The sequence below is a fragment of the Paenibacillus faecalis genome (assembly GCF_900289175.1).
In the GTDB taxonomy this organism is placed as follows: domain Bacteria; phylum Bacillota; class Bacilli; order Paenibacillales; family Paenibacillaceae; genus Paenibacillus_AQ; species Paenibacillus_AQ faecalis.
Window position 1 is genome coordinate 4,788,016 of sequence record NZ_LT985747.1, and the last position, 20,784, is coordinate 4,808,799.

General features: G+C 45.8%; 20 protein-coding genes. 16 read left to right on the top strand and 4 right to left on the bottom strand.

The window, feature by feature from the left end; genetic code table 11:
* Positions 1-41 precede the first annotated feature (41 nt).
* Entirely contained in the window at positions 42-1,328 is a 1,287-nt protein-coding gene (gene serS / locus C8268_RS22385) for a serine--tRNA ligase (protein WP_106769736.1), read from the bottom strand.
* Between the two features lie 426 nt (positions 1,329-1,754).
* Here serS and C8268_RS22390 point away from each other — a divergent pair, with 426 nt between their 5' ends.
* The 6 genes from C8268_RS22390 (at position 1,755) to C8268_RS22410 (ending at position 6,817) form a co-directional block, all read left to right on the top strand.
* Complete coding sequence (locus C8268_RS22390) at positions 1,755-2,480, top strand: threonine/serine exporter family protein (RefSeq protein WP_106770071.1); 726 nt, start codon at positions 1,755-1,757, stop codon at positions 2,478-2,480.
* Positions 2,481-2,494: 14 nt separating this feature from the next.
* On the top strand, positions 2,495-2,944 hold the full coding sequence (locus tag C8268_RS22395; protein ID WP_106769737.1) for a threonine/serine exporter family protein: 450 nt from the start codon (positions 2,495-2,497) through the stop codon (positions 2,942-2,944).
* Between the two features lie 127 nt (positions 2,945-3,071).
* A complete protein-coding gene (locus C8268_RS23375) occupies positions 3,072-3,194 on the top strand; it encodes a hypothetical protein (protein ID WP_272939343.1) in 123 nt (40 codons plus the stop codon).
* Between the two features lie 405 nt (positions 3,195-3,599).
* Positions 3,600-4,331, top strand: coding sequence for an HAD family hydrolase (locus C8268_RS22400; protein WP_106769738.1), 732 nt, complete (start codon positions 3,600-3,602; stop codon positions 4,329-4,331).
* Positions 4,332-4,685: 354 nt separating this feature from the next.
* Positions 4,686-5,585: an ABC transporter ATP-binding protein gene (locus tag C8268_RS22405; RefSeq protein ID WP_106769739.1), complete on the top strand. Its 900-nt coding sequence runs from the start codon at positions 4,686-4,688 to the stop codon at positions 5,583-5,585.
* Positions 5,582-6,817, top strand: coding sequence for an ABC transporter permease (locus C8268_RS22410; protein WP_106769740.1), 1,236 nt, complete (start codon positions 5,582-5,584; stop codon positions 6,815-6,817). Before C8268_RS22405 ends, C8268_RS22410 begins: the two co-directional genes overlap by 4 nt.
* A 57-nt stretch (positions 6,818-6,874) precedes the next feature.
* Here C8268_RS22410 and C8268_RS22415 read toward each other — a convergent pair whose 3' ends face one another.
* A complete protein-coding gene (locus tag C8268_RS22415; RefSeq protein ID WP_106769741.1) occupies positions 6,875-7,357 on the bottom strand; it encodes a glutathione peroxidase in 483 nt (160 codons plus the stop codon).
* Positions 7,358-7,487: 130 nt separating this feature from the next.
* Between C8268_RS22415 and C8268_RS22420 the strand changes: the two genes are divergently transcribed.
* Both C8268_RS22420 and C8268_RS22425 read left to right on the top strand, forming a co-directional pair.
* Positions 7,488-8,396 carry an ABC transporter permease subunit gene (locus C8268_RS22420; RefSeq protein WP_106769742.1) on the top strand — a complete coding sequence of 303 codons (909 nt, stop codon included), beginning with the start codon at positions 7,488-7,490 and terminating at the stop codon, positions 8,394-8,396.
* Between the two features lie 14 nt (positions 8,397-8,410).
* A complete protein-coding gene (locus tag C8268_RS22425) occupies positions 8,411-9,307 on the top strand; it encodes an ABC transporter permease subunit (protein ID WP_106769743.1) in 897 nt (298 codons plus the stop codon).
* A gap of 23 nt (positions 9,308-9,330) precedes the next feature.
* On the opposite strand, the gene C8268_RS22430 is transcribed toward C8268_RS22425, so the two are convergent.
* Both C8268_RS22430 and C8268_RS22435 read right to left on the bottom strand, forming a co-directional pair.
* The gene (locus C8268_RS22430; protein WP_106769744.1) at positions 9,331-10,809 is read right to left on the bottom strand and encodes an alpha-amylase; all 1,479 of its coding nucleotides are present in this window, start codon (positions 10,807-10,809) and stop codon (positions 9,331-9,333) included.
* Between the two features lie 213 nt (positions 10,810-11,022).
* A complete protein-coding gene (locus C8268_RS22435; RefSeq protein WP_106769745.1) occupies positions 11,023-12,072 on the bottom strand; it encodes a YeiH family protein in 1,050 nt (349 codons plus the stop codon).
* 152 nt (positions 12,073-12,224) lie between these two features.
* Between C8268_RS22435 and C8268_RS22440 the strand changes: the two genes are divergently transcribed.
* The 8 genes from C8268_RS22440 to C8268_RS22475 all read left to right on the top strand — a co-directional run bounded on the left by C8268_RS22440 (position 12,225) and on the right by C8268_RS22475 (position 20,760).
* Complete coding sequence (locus C8268_RS22440; RefSeq protein WP_106769746.1) at positions 12,225-13,124, top strand: LysR family transcriptional regulator; 900 nt, start codon at positions 12,225-12,227, stop codon at positions 13,122-13,124.
* Between the two features lie 46 nt (positions 13,125-13,170).
* Positions 13,171-13,614, top strand: coding sequence for a hypothetical protein (locus C8268_RS22445; RefSeq protein WP_106769747.1), 444 nt, complete (start codon positions 13,171-13,173; stop codon positions 13,612-13,614).
* Positions 13,615-13,733: 119 nt separating this feature from the next.
* Complete coding sequence (locus C8268_RS22450) at positions 13,734-13,952, top strand: DUF378 domain-containing protein (protein WP_106769748.1); 219 nt, start codon at positions 13,734-13,736, stop codon at positions 13,950-13,952.
* A gap of 405 nt (positions 13,953-14,357) precedes the next feature.
* Complete coding sequence (locus C8268_RS22455) at positions 14,358-15,305, top strand: ABC transporter permease (protein WP_234033005.1); 948 nt, start codon at positions 14,358-14,360, stop codon at positions 15,303-15,305.
* A gap of 17 nt (positions 15,306-15,322) precedes the next feature.
* The gene (locus C8268_RS22460; protein WP_106769750.1) at positions 15,323-16,231 is read left to right on the top strand and encodes a carbohydrate ABC transporter permease; all 909 of its coding nucleotides are present in this window, start codon (positions 15,323-15,325) and stop codon (positions 16,229-16,231) included.
* 43 nt (positions 16,232-16,274) lie between these two features.
* On the top strand, positions 16,275-17,891 hold the full coding sequence (locus C8268_RS22465; RefSeq protein ID WP_106769751.1) for an extracellular solute-binding protein: 1,617 nt from the start codon (positions 16,275-16,277) through the stop codon (positions 17,889-17,891).
* A 115-nt stretch (positions 17,892-18,006) separates the two neighbouring features.
* Positions 18,007-19,395 carry an alpha-L-fucosidase gene (locus tag C8268_RS22470; RefSeq protein WP_106769752.1) on the top strand — a complete coding sequence of 463 codons (1,389 nt, stop codon included), beginning with the start codon at positions 18,007-18,009 and terminating at the stop codon, positions 19,393-19,395.
* A 78-nt stretch (positions 19,396-19,473) separates the two neighbouring features.
* Positions 19,474-20,760: an alpha-L-fucosidase gene (locus tag C8268_RS22475; RefSeq protein ID WP_106769753.1), complete on the top strand. Its 1,287-nt coding sequence runs from the start codon at positions 19,474-19,476 to the stop codon at positions 20,758-20,760.
* The last annotated feature ends 24 nt before the right edge of the window (positions 20,761-20,784 follow it).

Here is a 20,784-nt window from a genome sequence, read left to right on the forward strand (position 1 = left end):
AATAACCTCCTTGCAGGTAAAGTTTAGTCATATAGATCATTTTACAGCATAATTTGCTTTATTCCATTCATATATGGACGAAGCGCCGCCGGAATAGCAATCGATCCATCCTCCTGCTGATGGTTTTCAAGCAAAGGAATCAGGATGCGGGGTGAAGCGACGGCTGTATTGTTCAGCGTGTAGCAATAACGCAGAGCTCCGGTTTGATCCCTGTACCGGATGCCCGAGCGCCGTGCCTGGAAATCGAGCAGATTTGACGATGAATGGGTCTCGCCGTAACAATTACGGCTTGGCATCCACGTCTCAATATCATACTGTTTGTACGTTTTTTGCGACATGTCTCCGGTGCATACGGCCATGACCCGATATGGAAGCTCAAGCAGTTGAAGAAGCTCTTCGGCGTTGGCCGTTATCTCCTGAAGCAGCTGCTCCGAGAGCTCAAGATTGGCTTCACACAGGATGACCTGCTCGACCTTGGCGAACTGATGAACCCGATAGAGTCCCCGAACATCCTTGCCGGCTGAACCGATTTCGCTGCGGAAACAAAGCGAAGCAGCGGCAAGCTTAAGTGGATCGGTAACATCTACGACTTCACCGCTGTAATACGAGACGAGCGGAACTTCAGAGGTGCCCGCCAGCCACTTGTCTTCATTGGTTATATGAAAGGTTTGATCTTTGCCCAGCGGGAAGAAAGCGGTGTTCATCAATGCTTCGGTTCGGACCATCAATGGAACATCGAACAGGGTGAAACCCTTTTGAACAAGCAAGTCCAGCGCCAGCTGCTGCACGGCCCGGTGAAGCAAGACCCCGATGCCAGTCAGATAATAATTCCGGCTGCCGGCTGTTTTGACACCTCTAGGAATATCGATCATGCTGTGCATCTCCCCAAGTTCTACATGATCCCGAAGTGGAAACTCGAACACCGGAGGCTGGCCTGTTTTTCTAATTTCCACATTATCACGGTCCGATGCACCAACAGGGGTATCGGAGGATACGATGTTTGGAACAAGCGACAATAATTCATTATATTTGACCTTGGTCTCACGCAGGATCTGTTCTTGTTCACCAAGCCGTTCATTGATTGCTTTCACTTGCGCCTTAATGATGTCGGTCTCATCCCGCTTACCTTGCCGCATGAGGGTGTTGATCTCCTGGGTAAATCGGTTGCGGTCATGCCGGAGATCTTCCACTTCCTGCAGCATGGAACGGCGTCTATGATCCAGCTCCATCAGTTCTTGAACAGATAGATCGATACCTTTTTGATTCGCAATTTGCTGAATTGTTTCCTGATTCTCTTTACCTTCCCTAAGCCATTTCATATCTAACATGGTCACCACGCTCCTTATTTAGATGAAATAAAAAAAGCGTCCTAGTCCATATGGGACGAGGGACGCTTGTGCGCTCGCGGTGCCACCCAAATTGATTGAAAGCTGAAGTTCCAGGATTCAATCCACTTTGATTCCGCAATAACGGGCGGGTCCGGTTAACTTAGGGGGATCAACATCCCCTTGACGAGAACGCCTCGGAGTTGGATGCTCTTCATCGGCATAATTCGATATTTTAATATTTATATAGAAGTATACCGCAGGGGTGTTCTTTTATTCAAGTCATGAACAAGAGATTGATTTTCACTTTGCAGTTTCCCAATGCTTAACCCGGGCAAACATACTATAATAAAAGGCAGTTCATGATAAACACGATCAATTGTTTGGGGAGGTACAGGGTTGGACGAGCTGCAACGAGAACATGAAATTATGAAGGTATGCCTTCTTGCTGGCAAAATTATGCTTCAAAACGGAGCGGAAACGTATCGTGTAGAGGACACGATGACGCGGATCGCTGCATCTTACGGTGTGGATAATAGCGACAGTTATATGACACCGACCGGCATTCTTTTTTCGGTTGAGGAGCCGCAGCATATCACAAGGCTGATCCGGATTTCAGAGCGTACCACCAATTTATATAAAATCGATATGGTGAACACGATTTCAAGGAGCATCAGTTTGGGTGAACTAACGATATCCGAAGCACTTCGTTCACTTCGGGAGGTGGAACAGGAGAAGACCGATTACCCAACGTGGCTTCTAATTTTGATGGCGGCCATTGCGAGCGGTTGTTTTCTGATTATGTTCAAGGGGACCTGGTATGATTTTATCCCGGCGGCCATTGCCGGCGGGTTAGGGTTTTCTGGCTCGATCTTTTTGCAGCGAGTGATTCCGGTCCGTTTCTTTGCGGAGTTTTCCGGGGCGCTCATGATTGGCTTTTCCGCGGTATGGATGGTGAAAAACGGCTTTGGTCAGCAAATTGATGTCATCATTATCAGTTCGGTGATGCCGCTCGTTCCGGGTTTGCTGATTACAAATGCGATACGCGATCTGATGGCAGGTCACTTGATCTCAGGTTTGTCCAAGGGAGCGGAAGCGTTTATTACTTCATTTGCTATCGGTGCAGGCGTTGCGTTCATGCTGTCATTTTACTGAAAGGAGGAGGCGAGATGTTCATCCATTATCTGCAACAGATCATAACTAGCTTTATCGCCTCCGCTGCTTTCGGCATGATCTTTAACGCCCCAAGAAAAGCGCTGATGCAGTGCGGTTTCGCTGGGATGGTCGGATGGATATTGTATGTCTGGCTGCAGGATATGGAGGTAAAGCCTGTCACGGCGACGGTAGTTGCTGCTTTTTGGGTAACGATCATCAGTCATTTTTTCGCCAAGAAATACAAGAAACCGATCATTGTCTTTAGTGTTTCAGGAATTATCCCTCTTGTTCCCGGGGGGCTTGCTTATAATGCGCTGCGCTATGTCGCTCAGGACCAATTCGATCTTGCCGTCCAGTTTGGAGCCCGGGCATTTATGATTTCCGGAGCGATCGCGCTCGGTCTTGTACTCGCGGAGGTAACGAATCAGGTCATCAAGAAGGTTGTATCCATGAACCGCCTATAGAGAGAATACTTGAAAATGGACTCATCACCGGAATTATGAATTTTTTTCTATATTCAGGAAACTTGTATCTCTTGTCTGGTGTTATATTAGTAAACGCCCTAGATGGAAAGGATTCAGGTGATTAGCCATGAACAAGAAAGAACTGTTGTACAGGAAAGTTATCGTTTATTCCTTGCTCAGTGCGCTTGTTGTTCTTGCTGGCAATCATGCCCGGGAGATGAGTTATGCCGGGGATGACAAGAAGAAATGAAGCACCGTCAACAAATGTAAGGGCTATCATACTATAGTTTTAGATTTACAGCTGGGTAATTGCCTTCTATTTGTGAAACCGCTGTCAAATGTAAATAATCAGCAGCTCAAGCATCAGGCTTAGGAAGAGGTCAAGCGGTTTTCGGTTTTCATTTTGTGTCCAGCAAATAGGATATCTATCGAGTATCGGTAAGGATCGAAATGAGCAAGGGTGTTGGTGCTGCCACTATTTTGGTTCCAGACGCCTTTAAAGAAAACATGGCCGTTAAGGAGGTATATGAAGCGGAAATGGTAGAATGGGGAATTTAGAAGGCAAAGCAAATCAAAGGGGCCCTCTCAGGTGATCATTTGTAAGGTACAATAGAAGGACAGGCTTTAATAGAGACAGGAAAGGGGAACATTCATCATGAAACCGGGCAGATATGAGAAGGCTGTCTTTTTTGACTTGGATGATACCTTATATGATCACTTGATCCCATTCTACAAAGTTGTACAAACAATCGTTCAACCGGAAGATGATTTTCCGTACGAAGCGGCTTATCATCGGCTGCGTTATTATAGCGACAAGCTGGCGCTGGAGCTTGGGGGCGCCGGTTCGGATGAATACAGGCAGGCTGTGGAGGAGATGAGATGCCGCCGCTTTCAATTGGCATTGCAGGAGTTTGACATCGAGCTGAGTCCAGAGCAGGCAGCGTCCATGCAAGCCGCTTATATCGGATGTCAGTATGAGATCGATATGTTTGAAGGAGCGCAGGAACTGCTAAAGTATTTGGCTGATAGCGGGTATATCGTTGGATTAATTACAAACGGAACACAGGAGCATCAAATGAAGAAAATTGCGGCGATGAACCTCGAAAACATAATTCCATCAGATCGGTTATTCATATCGGGAGATGTTGGTTGGGACAAGCCGGATCGCCGAATCTTTGCTCATGTGAATGAACTTACAGGGACTAGGCCGGAGCACAGTTATTATGTTGGCGATTCGTGGCGCAATGATGTTATCGGTGCGCTGGCAGCCGGCTGGCATGTGATCTGGTTTAATCACCGGAGAATTGAACCGGAATCCGGGCACTCACCGCATTACATTGCCGGAAGCTATGAAGAATTGGGAGAAATATTGAAGAAGGTACTATAACCTAGCCTCTTTAGACGTGGAAACCAGCAAATCGTAGGTATATGTTATAAAATCCATCAAACAGCGCGTTTTCGATCATCGAAACGCGCTGTTTGATTTCGTTTTCGAAAATCGCTAAACACGTATCACATCAAAGTAATATTAGTGTTCAAAAAAGGACAATTTTCGAGGTTTGGTTTTTAGTGTAAAAGTTGAAAGAAACCATGATCATTATCAGAAAAATCATTATTTAGTTATATTGGGATTTATGGTATGCTTCTGCTGACAACGACCGTTCGACAAATTCCCCTTGGGGTTCTGTGTGAATATTCGAGTGTGGTTGTCGAATAAATTTTACAGAAGGCGGAGATCGATATGGGATTAGAGGTTAAGCAACTAATGAAAAGGTATGGTGAAAATACAGTTATACACGATGTTTCGATCGACGCCCAGAAAGGCAAGGCTTTTGGACTTTTAGGAGGTAACGGCGCCGGAAAAACGACAACGATCAGATCCATACTTGGATTGCTGGACTATGATGCAGGGAGCATTCAATGGGAAGGGATACCGATTGTTTCCAATCGTCCAAGTATAGGTTATTTGCCGGAGGAAAGGGGCTTGTATCCCAAGGAGAAAGTCAGTGAACAGCTGGTATATTTTGCGAGGCTGGAGGGGATGTCCCGGATGGATGCAATCAAATCCTTGAGGAGGTGGCTTGAACGGCTCGACATTTCTGAGCATGAGAACAAGCGAGTCGAGCAGCTCTCCAAAGGAAATCAGCAAAAGGTTCAGATCATTTCCGCTCTTCTTCATGATCCGGAGCTGGTTATACTCGATGAACCCTTTAGCGGTCTGGACCCTGTAAACTCCGATATGCTTGCTTCTGTAGTAAAGGAGCAATTAAAGCAGGGAAAAACGATGATTTTTTCTAGTCATCAGATGGGTCATGTAGAGCAGTTTTGTGAGAACATTTGTATCCTTAAACGCGGCAGAATGATGGTTTCGGGAAACTTGACCGATATTAAACGTTCCTATGGCAGGCGTAATGTCGTGCTTCGAAGCGAGCATGATCTTGGCCAGTACCTAAAGGCAGCCGGCATACAGCCACTGGATGCAAGCGGCAGAAATGAATGGCTGCTGAAAGTGAAGGATGAGACCGAGGCACATGAGCTGTTTCTACGTTTGGCTCAAGAAGGGGTTCAGCTGTTGAAGTTTGAACTGAAAGAGCCGACGCTTCACGAAATATTTATTGAAAAGGTAGGGGAAGCTTCATGAAATCGTTTGGCCTGGTCTTTGTGTATTCTTTTAAAGAGCGGCTTCGTTCTAAAGCTTTTACATATATGACACTGATTATGATTTTAATCTTGTCTGCCATTATTTTGCTCCCCAAGTGGCTTGGAGACGCTGAGCAGCTAGTCCAAGGGGAGATTGCTGTTCTCGATAAAACCGGAGCGATCACGACAGAGAGCGGCTTTAAGGAGTCAGTATCGCAGTCATACGACTGGAGGTTGATTGAAGAGGCGGACCTTGCCGGAGAACAAAAAAAGCTACAGGACAAGGATGGGCTTCTCGGTATTGTGCTCATTGAGGATGTGGACAATAAACCGATGCTTACCTTAACGGTGAACAAGGCAGATGATGCGCCGTATATTCAGGATCTGAACAATTACGTGCAATATCAGTACACCTTATCGGAAATTCAAAAACTGGACTTAAATGCGGGTCAACAAGAGAAATTAAATTCACCGATTCAGGTAAAGCTGAATGAATTGGAAGCTGGAAGCAAATCGTTATCGACTACATATTGGCCAGTCTACTTGGTCACATTTATGCTATATCTTTTAATTTATATGTTTGGGGCCAATGTGGCCGTTTCCGTATCTACAGAAAAAGGCTCCAGAGTGAAAGAGATTTTAATAACGAAGGTAAATCCCGTACAACTCCTTTTCGGCAAGGTGTTTGGTGTTGGCATGGCAGGTATTCTGCAGTTCGCCATTATTATGGGAGCTGGCTATCTGATTATGTCTTTGGCCGGTTCCGGTCATGTGCTGGAGCTGTTTGGCATGAAGGTGGACTTTTCTATTCTTGATGGCAAGACCATTGCTTTATTAACCCTTTTCTTTATCCTTGGTTATTTCTTCTATGCCGCTTTGTTTGCCGCAGCAGGATCGATGGTGAATCGAAGTGAGGAAGTCAACCAGGTAACCATGCCGATATCCATTGTAATGATGGCAGGATTTATGGTTGCATTGTTTTCCATGTCTGATCCGGAAGCTACATTTACGGTTGTCAGCTCCTATATTCCGTTCTTAACACCGTTTGTGATGTTTGTGAGAGTCGGAATTTCAGACCCTTCGATGATGGAAATTATGATTCCAACGGCTATATTATTTGTATCCACTCTTGTCGCCGGCTGGGTATCAGCGAAAATCTATCAAGTGGGTGTTTTGATGTATGGTCAAAAACTGAATCCTAAATTGGTGTATAAAGCGATGAAATCTTTATAAAACGAGTGCTCTATCATTTTGTTTCAGTTAATAAGACAGTTTAAAACCATAGTTGTACTATTTTTTAAGTAATGCCCTGATATGGCTCTCTATCTTTTCCGGTGTATCTGATGGTGCGAAGCGTTTGACGACTTTACCATGTTGGTCTACAAGAAATTTGGTGAAGTTCCATTTGATTCGTTTCGTGTTGAAGAGGCCCGGCGACTCGGCGGTCAGGTGCTTGAACAGCGGATGTGCATCGCTGCCGTTTACATCAATTTTGGCGAACATGGGAAAAGTGACCCCGTAATCAAGCTTACACGCCTTGGCTATATCGGTGTTGTTTTCCAGTTCCTGATTCATAAACTGGCTGCTTGGAAATCCAAGAACGATCAGGCCCTGATCACGAAACGTGGTATATAGTTTCTCCAGACCGATGAACTGTGGAGCAAAGCCGCATTTCGTTGCCGTATTGACGATCAACATCACTTGGCCTTTGTAGGGCTTAAGCGTTTGCCTTTGACCGTTAATGGTAATTACTTCGAAATCGTAAATAGACATGAGTCCACTCTCCTTTTCTTTCATTATAAAATAAAAAAAGGGTATGGACGAAATTATTGGAATATGATCTACTTTATTTAAGTAATTAATTAAAGGATGTGAGGGATCATTTAAGGAGGGCTGATGAGGTATGAACTTAAGAACGCAGATGCTTCGAACAATAGGGATCAGTTTATTGGCGTTTGTCGTTATCATGCTGATCGTTCTTTTTCCGCGTAAGCTTGATTTTGCCATGGACGGAAATATGGTAGTTGTTAGTTACGAGGCGAGTATGGAGGGATTAATCGCGAATATCAAACAATTTTTCGTGGATCTCTTCCAGAATCAAAGCCTTGGTTATTCTAGGTTCAGCGGTGAAACGGCAGGGGAGGCTGTCATGAGAGCGATGGGCAGAAGTCTGTCTGTTATTGGAGCAGCGCTCTGCATAGGCTTTGTATTCGGTATACTGAAAGGGATTGTGGATTATAAGCTGTCCAAAACGCGCTTTAATATTTTTGGACATTGGACAACCTGGATTTTTCAGTCCCTGCCTGATTTTTTTGTTATTATCGCGATCCAGTGGTTTATTATTGATCATTTTCCTTTTATTCGCTTTTTCGCAACGGACGGCTGGCAGTCCTTTGTTCTTTCTTCTATTCTGGTATCTCTATATCCCATCGTTTACATAGCCAGCCTGACATCCGCCTCATTAGCATCCCAGGAAGGAAAGCTGTATCTTCTCTTTGCCAAAGCCAAGGGCCTGAATAACCGGATGATTCTGTTCAAGCATATGCTCAGTAATAGTATGAGCACCTTGTTAATACAGCTTCCGATTCTGCTTGTCTACATCTTGTCAAATCTGCTTATCGTTGAAATCTACCGAAATTATCCCGGTGCTGCATGGCGGCTTTATACTGCTATGGACTACAACACGTATCAGGGAACCGGGGGCGATTTTGAAGCAGGGATCGTGATCGGAATTGTGTTTTGCTTTATGCTGCTGATTTTGCTGGTCCAGTGGATCAGTCATACGGCGAAAAAATATTTTGATCCGATTTAAAAGAGGTGAAGCCGATGAAGAAAGAGAGGAACATACCTTTATGGATAGGTGTATCTTTATTTGCCGTTCTTCTGTTCGTTATGTATATTGGTCCGTATTTACCGTTTATTGACAAGGATTTGCAAAGAGCGCCGCACCGATGGGTAGGAGAACAGCTGGAGCTCCCCGTATATAGCCCTTCGCAGGACTATCCTCTGGGCAGTGATGAGAAAGGTGTAGACAATTTAAGCAAGCTTGTTGTAGCGGCCAAGGAGACGATTTACATCATTATGGTCATAGCGGCTATTCGGTATTTGATCGGGGTGCCGCTGGGACTTTTGGCGCGGAAGAAAAAAGGAATCTTTCATCTCATCGTTATATTGCTAAACAAGTTATTTTCATTTTTGCCGCCTATTTTTTTCGTCGTCTTGCTATTGGCTCTTCCGGTACTGTTGTTTTCTGAAAGCCGCCTGTACTGGGCTCTGTTTATTATCGCAGCGGTTGAAGCTGGACGGGTTGCTGTTACCGTTCAGGAGAAAGCAGCTCGTATTTCGAAAGAACTTTATGTGGAAGCCGGGACATCCCTTGGTTTAAGCTCGAAACGGATGATCCGCAAATATTATGCTCCTGAAATGGTTCCCGAATTGATCGTTAATTTTTGCACTGATCTTGGGAAGGTAACGCTTCTACTGGGTCAGCTTGCGTTATTGAATGTGTTTCTGGCTCAAGAATGGAGGGAAGTAGGATATTATGTGTGGTCGTTCGTAAACACTCAGTTTAACTGGGCGACGCTCATTGCTAATCACCGGACAGAGATATATATGGGCAAATTTGCGTTTGTGTTCTATCCGGCTTTTGCAATGGCGTTCGCCATTCTAACCTTTAATTTGCTTGGCGAGGGGTTCCGTCGCAAGTTTCATATTAAAAGCTAGACGAATTCCCGTGCTTACAAAATTTATTTACCTTCTGGCGGAACATCGTCTGCAGGGAGGGCCCAGACGGATACACTGCCGCCATTCACCGGAAAGGCGGCAAATCCATCCTCACCAATGGTAATGCGTTCTTTCCGAGTGTTGGTTAGATCAACCCATACTTGACCTGCCCGTTCCTTGCCGACATTCATCCGCTTGCTGCCTGCATCGCCATTGGAAATGACAACAGCACAGCCGGAACGGGGGATGTCTGGAACGCCCCAGCGTACCCAGCCGATCGTATTGGGATGATCAAAATAATCATCCTGCTTGCCATATGCCTTATGATATCTGGCGTAGAGCAGCGGATCGATGGCCTTTTGTTTCCCTGGAATAGGGTGATCTCCACCAATACCGTAGTAATCTCCGTAAAATACAACTGGATACCCGTCTTTACGCAGTAATATCAAGGCATAAGCACTTTGCTTAAACCAGTCCTGAACCCAGGATTCCAAGGATTCATGCGGCTGAGAGTCATGATTGTCGACAAAGGTTACCGCATTTAATGGATGGGATTGCACGAGGGTATCATCAAAAATTTTGCGAAGATCGTATCCTTTTCCTTCGTTGGATGCAGTATGAAGCTTGTAATGAAGGGATACGTCAAATAAATCGATCTGGTAATCAACGGTGTCGAGGAAACGACGGCAGGCACTTAGCTCCGGGTTCCAGAACTCACCGACGATATAGAAGGTATCCCCTCGTTCTTGCTTCATGGTGGTAGCGAACTCTTTGATGAAATCATGATTAATATGTTTGATCGCATCCAGACGAAACCCGCTGCACGGCAATGTATGAACGAGCCATTTTCCCCATTCCATCATCTCCCGGCGGACATCCGCGTGACTGTAGTCGATATTTGCAAACATGAGATAGTCATAGTTGCCGAATTCATTGTCTACGTTTTCACTCCATGTTTTATTCTCACCGACGATCCGGTAAATGCCGCTGCGTTTTTGACCAGCATCATAATCGGTTCCGTTAAAGTGATTGAAGTTCCATTTAAACGCCGAATATGTATCGCCTCGTCCAGGAAAAGTAAACTGTGTCCATCCTTCAATCTCAAACGGCTTTGAAATTTCCTTCATTCGATCATGCTCATCCACCTGAATGACTTTGAACCGCTCGGTCCCGTCGGCTCCTGCTTTATGATTCATAACCAGATCAACATAAACGGCAATCCCATGCTCATTGCATGCGTTTATGGCATCAACAAGTTCTTGTTTCGTACCGTATTTCGTTGGGACGGAGCCTTTTTGGTCGAATTCCCCGAGATCATACAGATCATAAGCTCCATATCCATTATCTTCAGGGGATTGGCATTTCGTAACCGGAGGAATCCAGACGGAGTCGATTCCTTTTTCTTTTAATTGCGGTGCAGCGTCCCTGAGACGGTTCCAATGCGACCTGTCAGCGGGTACATGCCACTCGAAGAATTGCATAATGGTATGATTTCTTGGCAATGAACTCATCTCCTCTATTGTTTGTGCACGTCACGATCGAACTCATGATCATCCTTAGTTGTAGTTACCCAGATAGAAGAGGGAGTTAAACTCTCCCTTGTATTCTCAGGCCGCGCTTATTCAATTTTACCCAAATCAGGCACAAAAAAGACGGAGTATACATAAGAGCTATTCAGCCATTTACTGCAAGGTCGTTAGCAGGTCATTCACGTTCTAGGCCATCCAAAAAGTAATAAATGCAAGCAGCACGGAAGTGATGCTTACCGCCAGCAACGGTCTCCACGCTTTGCGCAGTGACTGAAGATGAATGTTTAGCCCCAGGCCGACCATGGCCATAGCCAAAATAAAAGATGCAGAGCTTGAAATGCCGCTTTTTAAACCGTCGGGGATCAGACTTTGACCGCCCCATTCTATACTGCCAATCAAACTAAGGGCAATGAAACCAAGCAGAAACCATGGGAATTCAAGCTTGGAGTTTTGCTTAACCCGGCCTGTACGCCGCATCCAGTACATCAATACAAGGCATAAAGGGATGAGCAGAAAGACACGGCCCAGCTTAGCCAGCAAACTGATAGCTAACGCTTCCTCCCCAGCTGGAGCCGCCGCCAAGGCTACATGCGCAAGCTCATGCAGGCTGATGCCTGACCATATGCCGTACTGGATGTCTGTCAACGGGAGGAAGGGCAGAAGCAAGGTATATCCTACGGCAAACACGGTACCGATAAAGGCGATCATTCCTGCCCCCAGTGCGGTGTCTTCATCTTCAGCTTTCACGATCGGCGAGACGGCAGCTATAGCCGCCGCACCGCATACACCGGTACCGATTCCCAGCAGGAGAGAAAGGCTGCCGTCGGCTTTAAGCCATTTAGCCAGAAGCATCGTGATGAGAATGGCGAAGATGACGGTGAATACATCACGCAGCAGAAGCCCCAACCCTTGGCTGAAAATGATGGCGATATTCAGTTTGAGTCCATATAGAATAATAGCCAGACGAAGCAGCTTTTTGGCCGTAAATTGAATACCTGCACGTAGTTTCTCGGGATATCCCCATATCTGACGGAATAGGGCGGCAATGAGGATGGACCACGCCAGCTGCCCAAGAACGTTAAGCCCAGGCAGGTAAGAGAGGCCATAGCTTACAAGGGCGATCATAAATGTAAAGCCAATGCCGCCGATCCAGGCAATAGCTTTATGACGCGGTTCTGTTTGAGGTGTTCTTTGCGGCTCATGTTGTATCGATGTTTGAAAAGCAGGTTTGTTCATCGTTGTAAACCTCCGGTGTTTTCAATGGTCTGAACTTATCGTAGCTTAGTCATTAAAATAAGGAAAATAAATCATTATAATGATAATCATAAGTATATACTTATGATAAACTTTGATTATTGCTAGGAGTAATTAAAGGGGTATTGATATCGATGGATATTTCGTTAAAAGTGTTTGTTACCGTAGTGGAAAAAGGAAACTTTACCCGGGCAGCCGAGGAATTAATGATGACTCAGCCTGCGGTAAGCCAGTACATACAGGCATTGGAGCGAGCAATGGGTACCAAGCTGTTGGAGAGAACGAACAAATATGTGAGAATGAATCAGGCTGGAGAAATTGTATTTCACCATGCTAAGGATATTTTGGGAATGCACACACGGATGCAGACGCTGGTAGACGACTTGCTGCACCGGGCAAGCGGTGAACTTTCCATCCGTGCCAGCTATACTTTTGGGGAATACGTGCTGCCCCATATCGTTGCGTATATGCATAAGAAATATCCTTTAATTCGGCCGAGTATTAACATTGGAAATACGACGGAAGTCGCTGAAGCGATTTTAAATCACGAGGCGGATATCGGTATCGTTGAAGGAGAATATGATCATGACCATCTGTATATTGAAGCTTTCGCAGAGGATGAAATGTTCATCATTGTACCGAATGAGAAGCGGTTTAGGGGAAGAGAAGCAGTCAGCCTTGCCGAGCTTGACAAAGAAACATGGATTGTTCGTGAAAATGGATCAGGTACACGCCGGGCTGCTGATCAAATGTTTGCTGCTCGAAACTTTCATCCGGAGTCCAAGCTGGAATTCGGCAGTACCCAGTTGATTAAAGAATCGGTAGAGTCGGGCCTTGGTGTAACGCTGTTGTCCCACTGGGCGGTTCGCAAGGAAATATCGCTCGGTACGCTCCTGATGATGAAGCCAGATGGTGACCCGGTACGCAGACAGTTCTCACTTGTTACCCAAAAGACACCCTACCATACGAAAGCTGCAGAAATATTTTTGGACCTGCTGCGGTTGAATGAAGCATTTCCGGAAAGTTATATATGAAACATCTTGCCCTTTCATTGTGTTATAAGTAGTGGAGGTGTATGTGATGATAAAATTTTTGGCCGCATTTTTTTCTTCATTACTGATTTGCCTGGTTGCGTCGTACCTGGACTATACACCTGTGGATATGAGGGTGGAAGGTGTGTCCTACTACTCATATTTCAGGCTTTTTATAATAGGTTGGATCATCTTGTTTCCTATGTATTTGGTGCTCGGCATACCATTATCTCTTCTGATGGATGGAGCCGTGGCTCAATTTTTTGGCGAGGCTCCCAAGGCAGCTATATTTTTCATGAAACCGATCTCTTACATGCTGGCAGGTGTTTTGGGAGGGTGGCTGTTTTCCCTTTTTATGGGTATGGGAGAATGGTATACATATCGGTATCCGTTCATGTTGGGGGCTCTGCTCTTTTGGGCGATTCAGGAGTCAATCCGTTTCATTCAGAAAAAATGTAAAAAGAGGTTCAAGGGTTATAGCCGAGCAACATGATTTTCCTGTAGATGACTAAAATTCCTTTATACGGGGGATGATAGTTTATAGAATGCCCGAAGAGGTTACAACACCTATAGGCAAGCATTCATATATCTCCAGTAAAGGAGGAATAACCCATGAAAACTTTTAATGTGATTGCGCTCCTTTTGCTTATTATCGGAGGAATTAACTGGCTGTTGGTCGGATTGTTCCAATACGATCTGGTCGCCGCGATTTTCGGAGGACAGGACTCTGTTGGAGCTCGGGTCATTTACACGATTGTTGGAATATGTGCTCTATACTCTATCCGATTTTTTAGTGATGTCACAGAGGATGAGCATACACCAGCTCGCTAAGTTTTGCAGTAGAGACCATGGGCATGGCTTTTAAACATAATGGAAAAGGCATGAACAGGCAAGCCGTTCAAGATTTATTTCTTGGCGGCTTGTTTGTTTTTGCTTTTTTTCCATATCATGCGTGTAAATCGCCGGGTAAATAATTGGTCAAATTTGATTACATACAAAAAACGCTTACATTTACGGCAAAAATAACATATTATCCGTTGTCAAAAACGGATGGTCATCACGCTGTAAGCATTGGTGGCAAGGGGTTTCATGACCGGCATAAATGACATATTTACGTTCACGACGATCATTGGCTATCGTAGAGTTTGTAAGCGTTATCAAAATGAAAATGGAGAAGGCAAAAATGCGCAGCAAGCTTAATGATCAGGGAGGGGTGGTTCTGTGCAGGATGCAAAGATAGCGGTCAAAGACGGAGCACAGTTAATACCAAAAAAGAAAAGCAATAACCTGTGGAAGAGAATTTTGAAGAACTGGGAACTTTATATTTTCATTGCACCTGCGTTTTTTTACTTTCTTATTTTCGCGTATGGACCGATGTACGGCATTCAAATCGCATTTAAAAACTTTATTCCAACGATGGGGATTACAGGCAGTCCCTGGATCGGATTTGACCATTTTCAACGATTCTTTGACTCTTACTATTTCTGGGATCTTTTATGGAATACGCTAAGCATCAGCATATATGAACTGGCCGTTGGATTTCCGATCCCGATTATTTTGGCACTGGCCTTTAATGAATTAAGAAACGGTTTTTTTAAAAAGATGGCTCAGACGGTGACCTACGCGCCTCACTTTATTTCTGTTGTCGTTATGGCGGGGATGATCATTACTTTCCTTTCTCCATCAACAGGGATCGTAATCCATATGATTGAATGGCTTGGCTTCAGCGCCCCGGATTTCTTGACCGATCCTAGGTGGTTTAAAACGATGTATGTATTTTCCGGTGTGTGGCAGAGCGCAGGCTGGGGTACGATCATCTACTTGGCAGCACTCGCGGGTGTTGATCCTGGACTGCATGAAGCTGCCATTATCGACGGGGCCTCACGTTTTCAGCGTCTTCGTTACATCAACATACCTACACTCATTCCGACCATGACGATTTTATTAATTTTGAATATTGGAAGCTTGCTCGGGGTCGGATATGAGAAGATCCTACTGCTTCAGAACCCGCTCAACATGAGCTCATCAGACGTTATATCCACGTTCGTATATCGTTCTGGTCTTGTTGATGCCCAGTACAGCTTCTCGACAGCTGTCGGTTTGTTTAATTCCGTGATCAATGCCATTTTATTGATTACCGTAAACCAGATCGTACGTCGTACAAGCGAAAACAGCTTGTGGTAGAAAGGGGGAGGACATCAATGCTAACGGGTGTTAGAGAAACGAAACGGGATAAAATTTTTATGGTTTGCAACTATTTTTTCGTACTTTTTGCTTTTATCATTGTGCTCTATCCCCTTATATATGTGGTCAGCGCTTCAATCAGTGATCCGAAGCTTGTCAATTCGGGAGAAATGTGGCTGTTTCCTAAGGGCATTACGTTTGAAGGCTACAAGAGAGTGTTCGAGAATGCCGCCATATGGTCAGGATACGCAAACACGATTCTGTACACTGTGGTGGGAACTTCTATCAACCTGTTTGTTACGCTGCCGGCTGCGTATGCGCTGAGCCGGAAAGATTTTGTCGGGCGAAACTTCTTTATGGGCATGTTCATGGTGACGATGTTCTTTGGTGGCGGGCTTGTACCTTCATATCTTCTTGTTAAAGAGCTCGGCATGATCGACTCGATGTGGGCACTGGTTCTTCCGTCAGCTGCATCGATCTGGAACATTATCGTATCTCGAACTTTCTTCCAGAGCACCATTCCGAATGAGCTACAGGATGCTGCCCAAATTGACGGCTGTACGAACTTGCGGATGTTTATCAAGATTGTCCTTCCGCTGTCGATGCCGATCATCGCGGTCATGGCCTTGTTCTACGGGGTTGGCCACTGGAACAGTTACTTCTCAGCCCTCATCTATCTGAATGATTCAGCCAAGTATCCGCTTCAGCTCGTTTTGAGACAAATCCTCGTATTGCAGGAAATGTCTGCCCAAGGCGGGGGGCTTATGGATGCTTCAACGGCTTCTGCGTTAAACAGCAAGGCGGAGATCGCGGCGCTTGTCAAATATGCAGTCATTATCGTGGCTACCGTTCCGGTTATTACGTTGTATCCGTTCCTTCAGCGTTATTTTGTTCAAGGTGTCATGATCGGTTCTGTAAAGGGCTGATCTTGCCATAGTAAAAAAATCATTATAAAGGGGAGTTGTTGTCATGAGAAAGCTTCGTAAGACGTCAACGGTTTTACTCAGCCTGATCTTGTCTGCAAGCTTGTTAGCAGCATGTGGCTCACCTGGCGGCACGGAAGGTGATTCTAAAGCTGCCTCTGGCTCGAGCACGGCAGAAGGGGTAAAGAAAGAGGGATTCCCGATTGTTGAGGAGCCGCTTACGCTTAAGATGATGTCTCAGGATGCAGGGGTGGCGGATTGGAACAAGATGCCTGCACTGCAGGAAATGGAGAAGCTGACAGGCATCAAGATGGAGTATCAGCTTGTACCGATCGACAGCTTTGAGACGAAAAAAAACCTGGTGTTTGCAAGCGGTGATGTACCGGATGTGTTCTACGCAGCGGACCTTCGACCTGCTGAGCAGGTGACCTATGGATCACAAGGCGTTCTGATCCCTTTGGAGAAGTACATCGATGAAGGATATGCACCGAACATTAAGAAAGTGTTTGATGAGAATCCGGATGTCCGTAAATCGTTTACTACACCTGACGGTCATATTTATGCACTGCCTTTCATTGATAACGGGGCTGTATGGTACCGCAGTCCGATGTGGTATAACGGCAAGTTTTTGGAGGCGCTCGGTGTAACCGAATTGCCTAAGACTACAGAAGAGTTATATACACTCTTGAAGCGCTTTAAAGAGGAAGATCCGAACGGCAATGGAAAACAGGATGAAATTCCGTTAACTTCCGTGCAGCTGGATGACTTGCGTATGTATTTCTTCGGATTCTGGGGTATGTACAGTGAGCAAATTTATTCTGATAAAGACGGTAAGGTACATTATGCTCCTCAGGAAGAAGGGTATAAAGGTTATTTGACCTTCATGAATCGTCTATGGGAAGAGGAGTTACTGGACCATGAGACCTTCTCACAAACGCCTGAACAGAAAAAGGCTAAAGGGGAAAGCAATCAGATTGGACTGTTTAATGACTATTATCCGCATTTCACCATGGGAGGCGAACCAAGCGACGAGCATCCGCTGATGACCCCGGTAGCAAGCGAAATTGCCGGAAGTCCGGTATATGGTATGCATCCAGGGATGTCGACCAATGGGACCTTTGCGATTACAAACAAAAACCCGAATCCGGAAGCAACGATGCGCTGGGTGGACTATCTTTACGGGTATGAAGGTGCAACGCTGTTCGGCCAGGGACCTGAAAACGTACTCTGGAAATATACAGATAAAGAGAACCGTGTAAAGGAATGGCTACCAGTACCAGGCGGCGGTGACCGTGAGGAATATCGGGGTACACTGACACCGAACTTCGGAATTCTTACACCAGGTATCAGTGATCCGGAATTAGGAAAAGGACTTAGATCAGACTTTGACGAATGGTTAGAAAAGGAGAATGCAGAGAAGCTTAAGCCGATCGGCAAAGCTCCATTCCCTAACGTATATTTGACAAATGAAGAGCAAAGTGAGGCAAGTGCTCTGATGTCCGATTTGAACACATATGTTGAACAGATGGAAGCGAAATTTGTTACAGGGCAAGAGCCGCTTTCCAATTGGGACAGCTATGTTGCACAAGTCAAAAAAATGGGCAGTGACCGAATCGTCGAGCTTTATCAAGGCGCATACGATCGCTGGAATTCCGGTCAATAACCATGGTTTCACAGCAGCGAACTCCCGGTCTGGAAATGACCGGGGGTTGGTCTATTATATAAAGGAGGACATAAAGCAAGCAGAAATGGATTGAACCAAATCGGAGGTGCACGCGATGAGTGAAAGCAAGATGGCTCAAGAGGAACAAGAAACCGTTGTCGAGCAAGGGGTTCACAATTACAGCAGTGAGGAAAAGTGGGTGAAACCGGAGGACCCGCTACTGCTGAAGCGTTTGGAATGGTTCAAGGATCAGAAGCTGGGTCTGATGATGCACTGGGGGCCGTATTCACAGCTTGGCCTTGTGGAATCATGGGCGCTGAGCGATGAGGATGAGGAATGGTCCCGCAATGAGATCGATTGGGACATTGATGCCGAGGAACTGAAACGGCAATATTTTGCGTTAAACAAAACCTTTAATCCGCTCCGTTTTCAGCCAGAACTATGGGCCGACCTGGCAGCCGATAACGGCTTCAAATATTTGAATTTTACAACAAAGCATCACGATGGGTTCTGTATGTGGGATACGCATACAACAGAGTATCGGATCACAGGGAAAGACTGTCCGTTTCACACGCATAAATACGCCGACATTACAAAGCAGCTGTTCCATGCCTTCCGTGAGAGGGGGCTCGGTATTTCTGCATACTTCTCTAAAGCGGACTGGCACTCTCCTTATTACTGGGCGCCGGGCATAAAGCCGGGAACCTCTACATCGCGAGGACCTACATACGACCCGAAAGAATATCCTTGGCTGTGGGAGGAGTTTGTACGGTTTACCCATAAGCAAATTATGGAGCTGATGACGAACTACGGCCGGATCGATGTGCTGTGGCTCGATGCCGGTTGGGTCAATGACTACCGTGATCAAAATATCAGACTGGGCGAAGTCGTGGAGAAGGCCCGAAAAATTCAGCCATGGCTGCTTTCAGCGGACCGCATGGTCGGAGGGCCTTACGAAAATTTGATTACACCGGAGCAGACCGTACCTGATCGTGCGCTCCATGTACCGTGGGAGAGCTGTATCACAATGGGCTCTGCGTTCTCTTTCCGTTATGAGGACGATTATAAGTCGGTTCGTCAGCTTATTCACCTTCTTATTGAAATCGTTTCCAAAGGGGGCAATCTGGCTCTTAATGTGGCGCCGCAGCCGGACGGAAGATTATCCAGAACGGCCATTTCAAGAATGAAGGGCATGGGCGAGTGGCTGAAGGTTTATGGCGAAGCGATTTATGGAACACGGATTTGTGAGCCGTATTCTGCCCAAGACGTTCAATTTACGAAGAAAGGCGAGACCACATATGCCTTCCGCCTGTACAGAGATGAGAACGACGCCATGCCGGAGGAATTGCACTTGCCGGTGACAGCCCATATCAACCGTGTGGATTTGGTTGGAGGGCCAGAAGCGCTGGATTACCGCCAAATGGAGAACGGAATTACCGTCACATTACCGGAGCAGGAGCGCCAGGGATCAGCTCCGATTGCACATGTATTCCGCATTCGGTAACGGTAGCGACTTTTTTTTAGATGGAGATCAACAGGTTCATGTTCATACGAGTATTTATGACGAAAGGTGTGACCTCATATGCAACAATGGTTTGAAGACGCAAAGCTCGGGATATTTATCCACTATGGTATTTATGCGGTAGATGGCGTTTCGGAATCCTGGTCCTTTTATAACGGAAGAATTCCGTATGAGCAGTATATGAAGCAGTTGGACGGCTTTACGGCGTCCAAATTTGATGCGGAGCAGTGGGCAGATCTGATTGAGAAGTCTGGTGCTAAATATGCGGTTCTTACGACCAAACATCATGATGGTGTTGCTTTATGGGATACGCAGTACAGCGATTTGAACGTGGTTAAGAAGACTCCGGCAAAACGCGATATCGTTAAAGAATATGCGGAAGCGATGACGAAACGCGGCATTCACCTTGGTATGTATTTTTCCCTGATTGACTGGTCTCACCCCGATTATCCTAGCGTGTTTGAAGGAGGAAAAGTTCCTGAGGATCTCAGCCAAGTCAATCCGCATTCGAATCCGGTAGACGGCATTCAGGATGAAGAAAAGTGGAAGAAGTTCCTCGAATTCAACAACAATCAGCTGCGAGAGCTATTAACGAATTACGGCAAGGTGGATCTGCTGTGGTTCGACGGCGATTGGGAACGCAGTGCCGAGCAGTGGAATTTGCCAGCATTCAAGCATTATCTTCAGTCCTTCAATCCGAATATTATTATAAATTCTCGTTTGCAGGGCTATGGAGACTACAAGACACCGGAGCAAGGGATTCCGATCACAAGGCCGGATGGACCGTGGGAATTTTGTACAACGATCAATAGGTCTTGGGGCTATGTGCCAACGGATAACAAGTATAAAACTTTGAACCAGATCATTCGGATGTTCTGTGACTGCATTTCTATGGGCGGAAATATGCTGCTGGATATCGGGCCTCGGGAGGACGGGACGATCGATCAGAGACAGGTGGATATTTTGCTTGGGCTTGGAGAATGGATTCGGACCCATGAAGAGGCGGTGTACGGTACAGAGGAAGGAATTATGACACGTTATTATCTCGGAGGCAGTACGGTATCCAAGGATAGAAAGACCTTGTACTTGTTCGTCTATGATGAACCGAAAAAGAATATTTGCCTGAAGGGACTGTGCAACCCAATTAAAAAGATTACTGTTCTTCATTCGGGCAAAGAGCTGTCTCACGAAATTCATGGCGGTGTGCCGTGGTTCAATATTCCAGGAACGACCTGGATTTATATGACGCCTGAGGATACGCATGAGCATGTAACCGTGCTTAAGCTGGAATTTGACGAGGAGCTGGAGATGTATGGCGGCTCGGGAGCGGTTGTGACTCATAACTGATCGTTGTAAGGGGAGGCGAATATG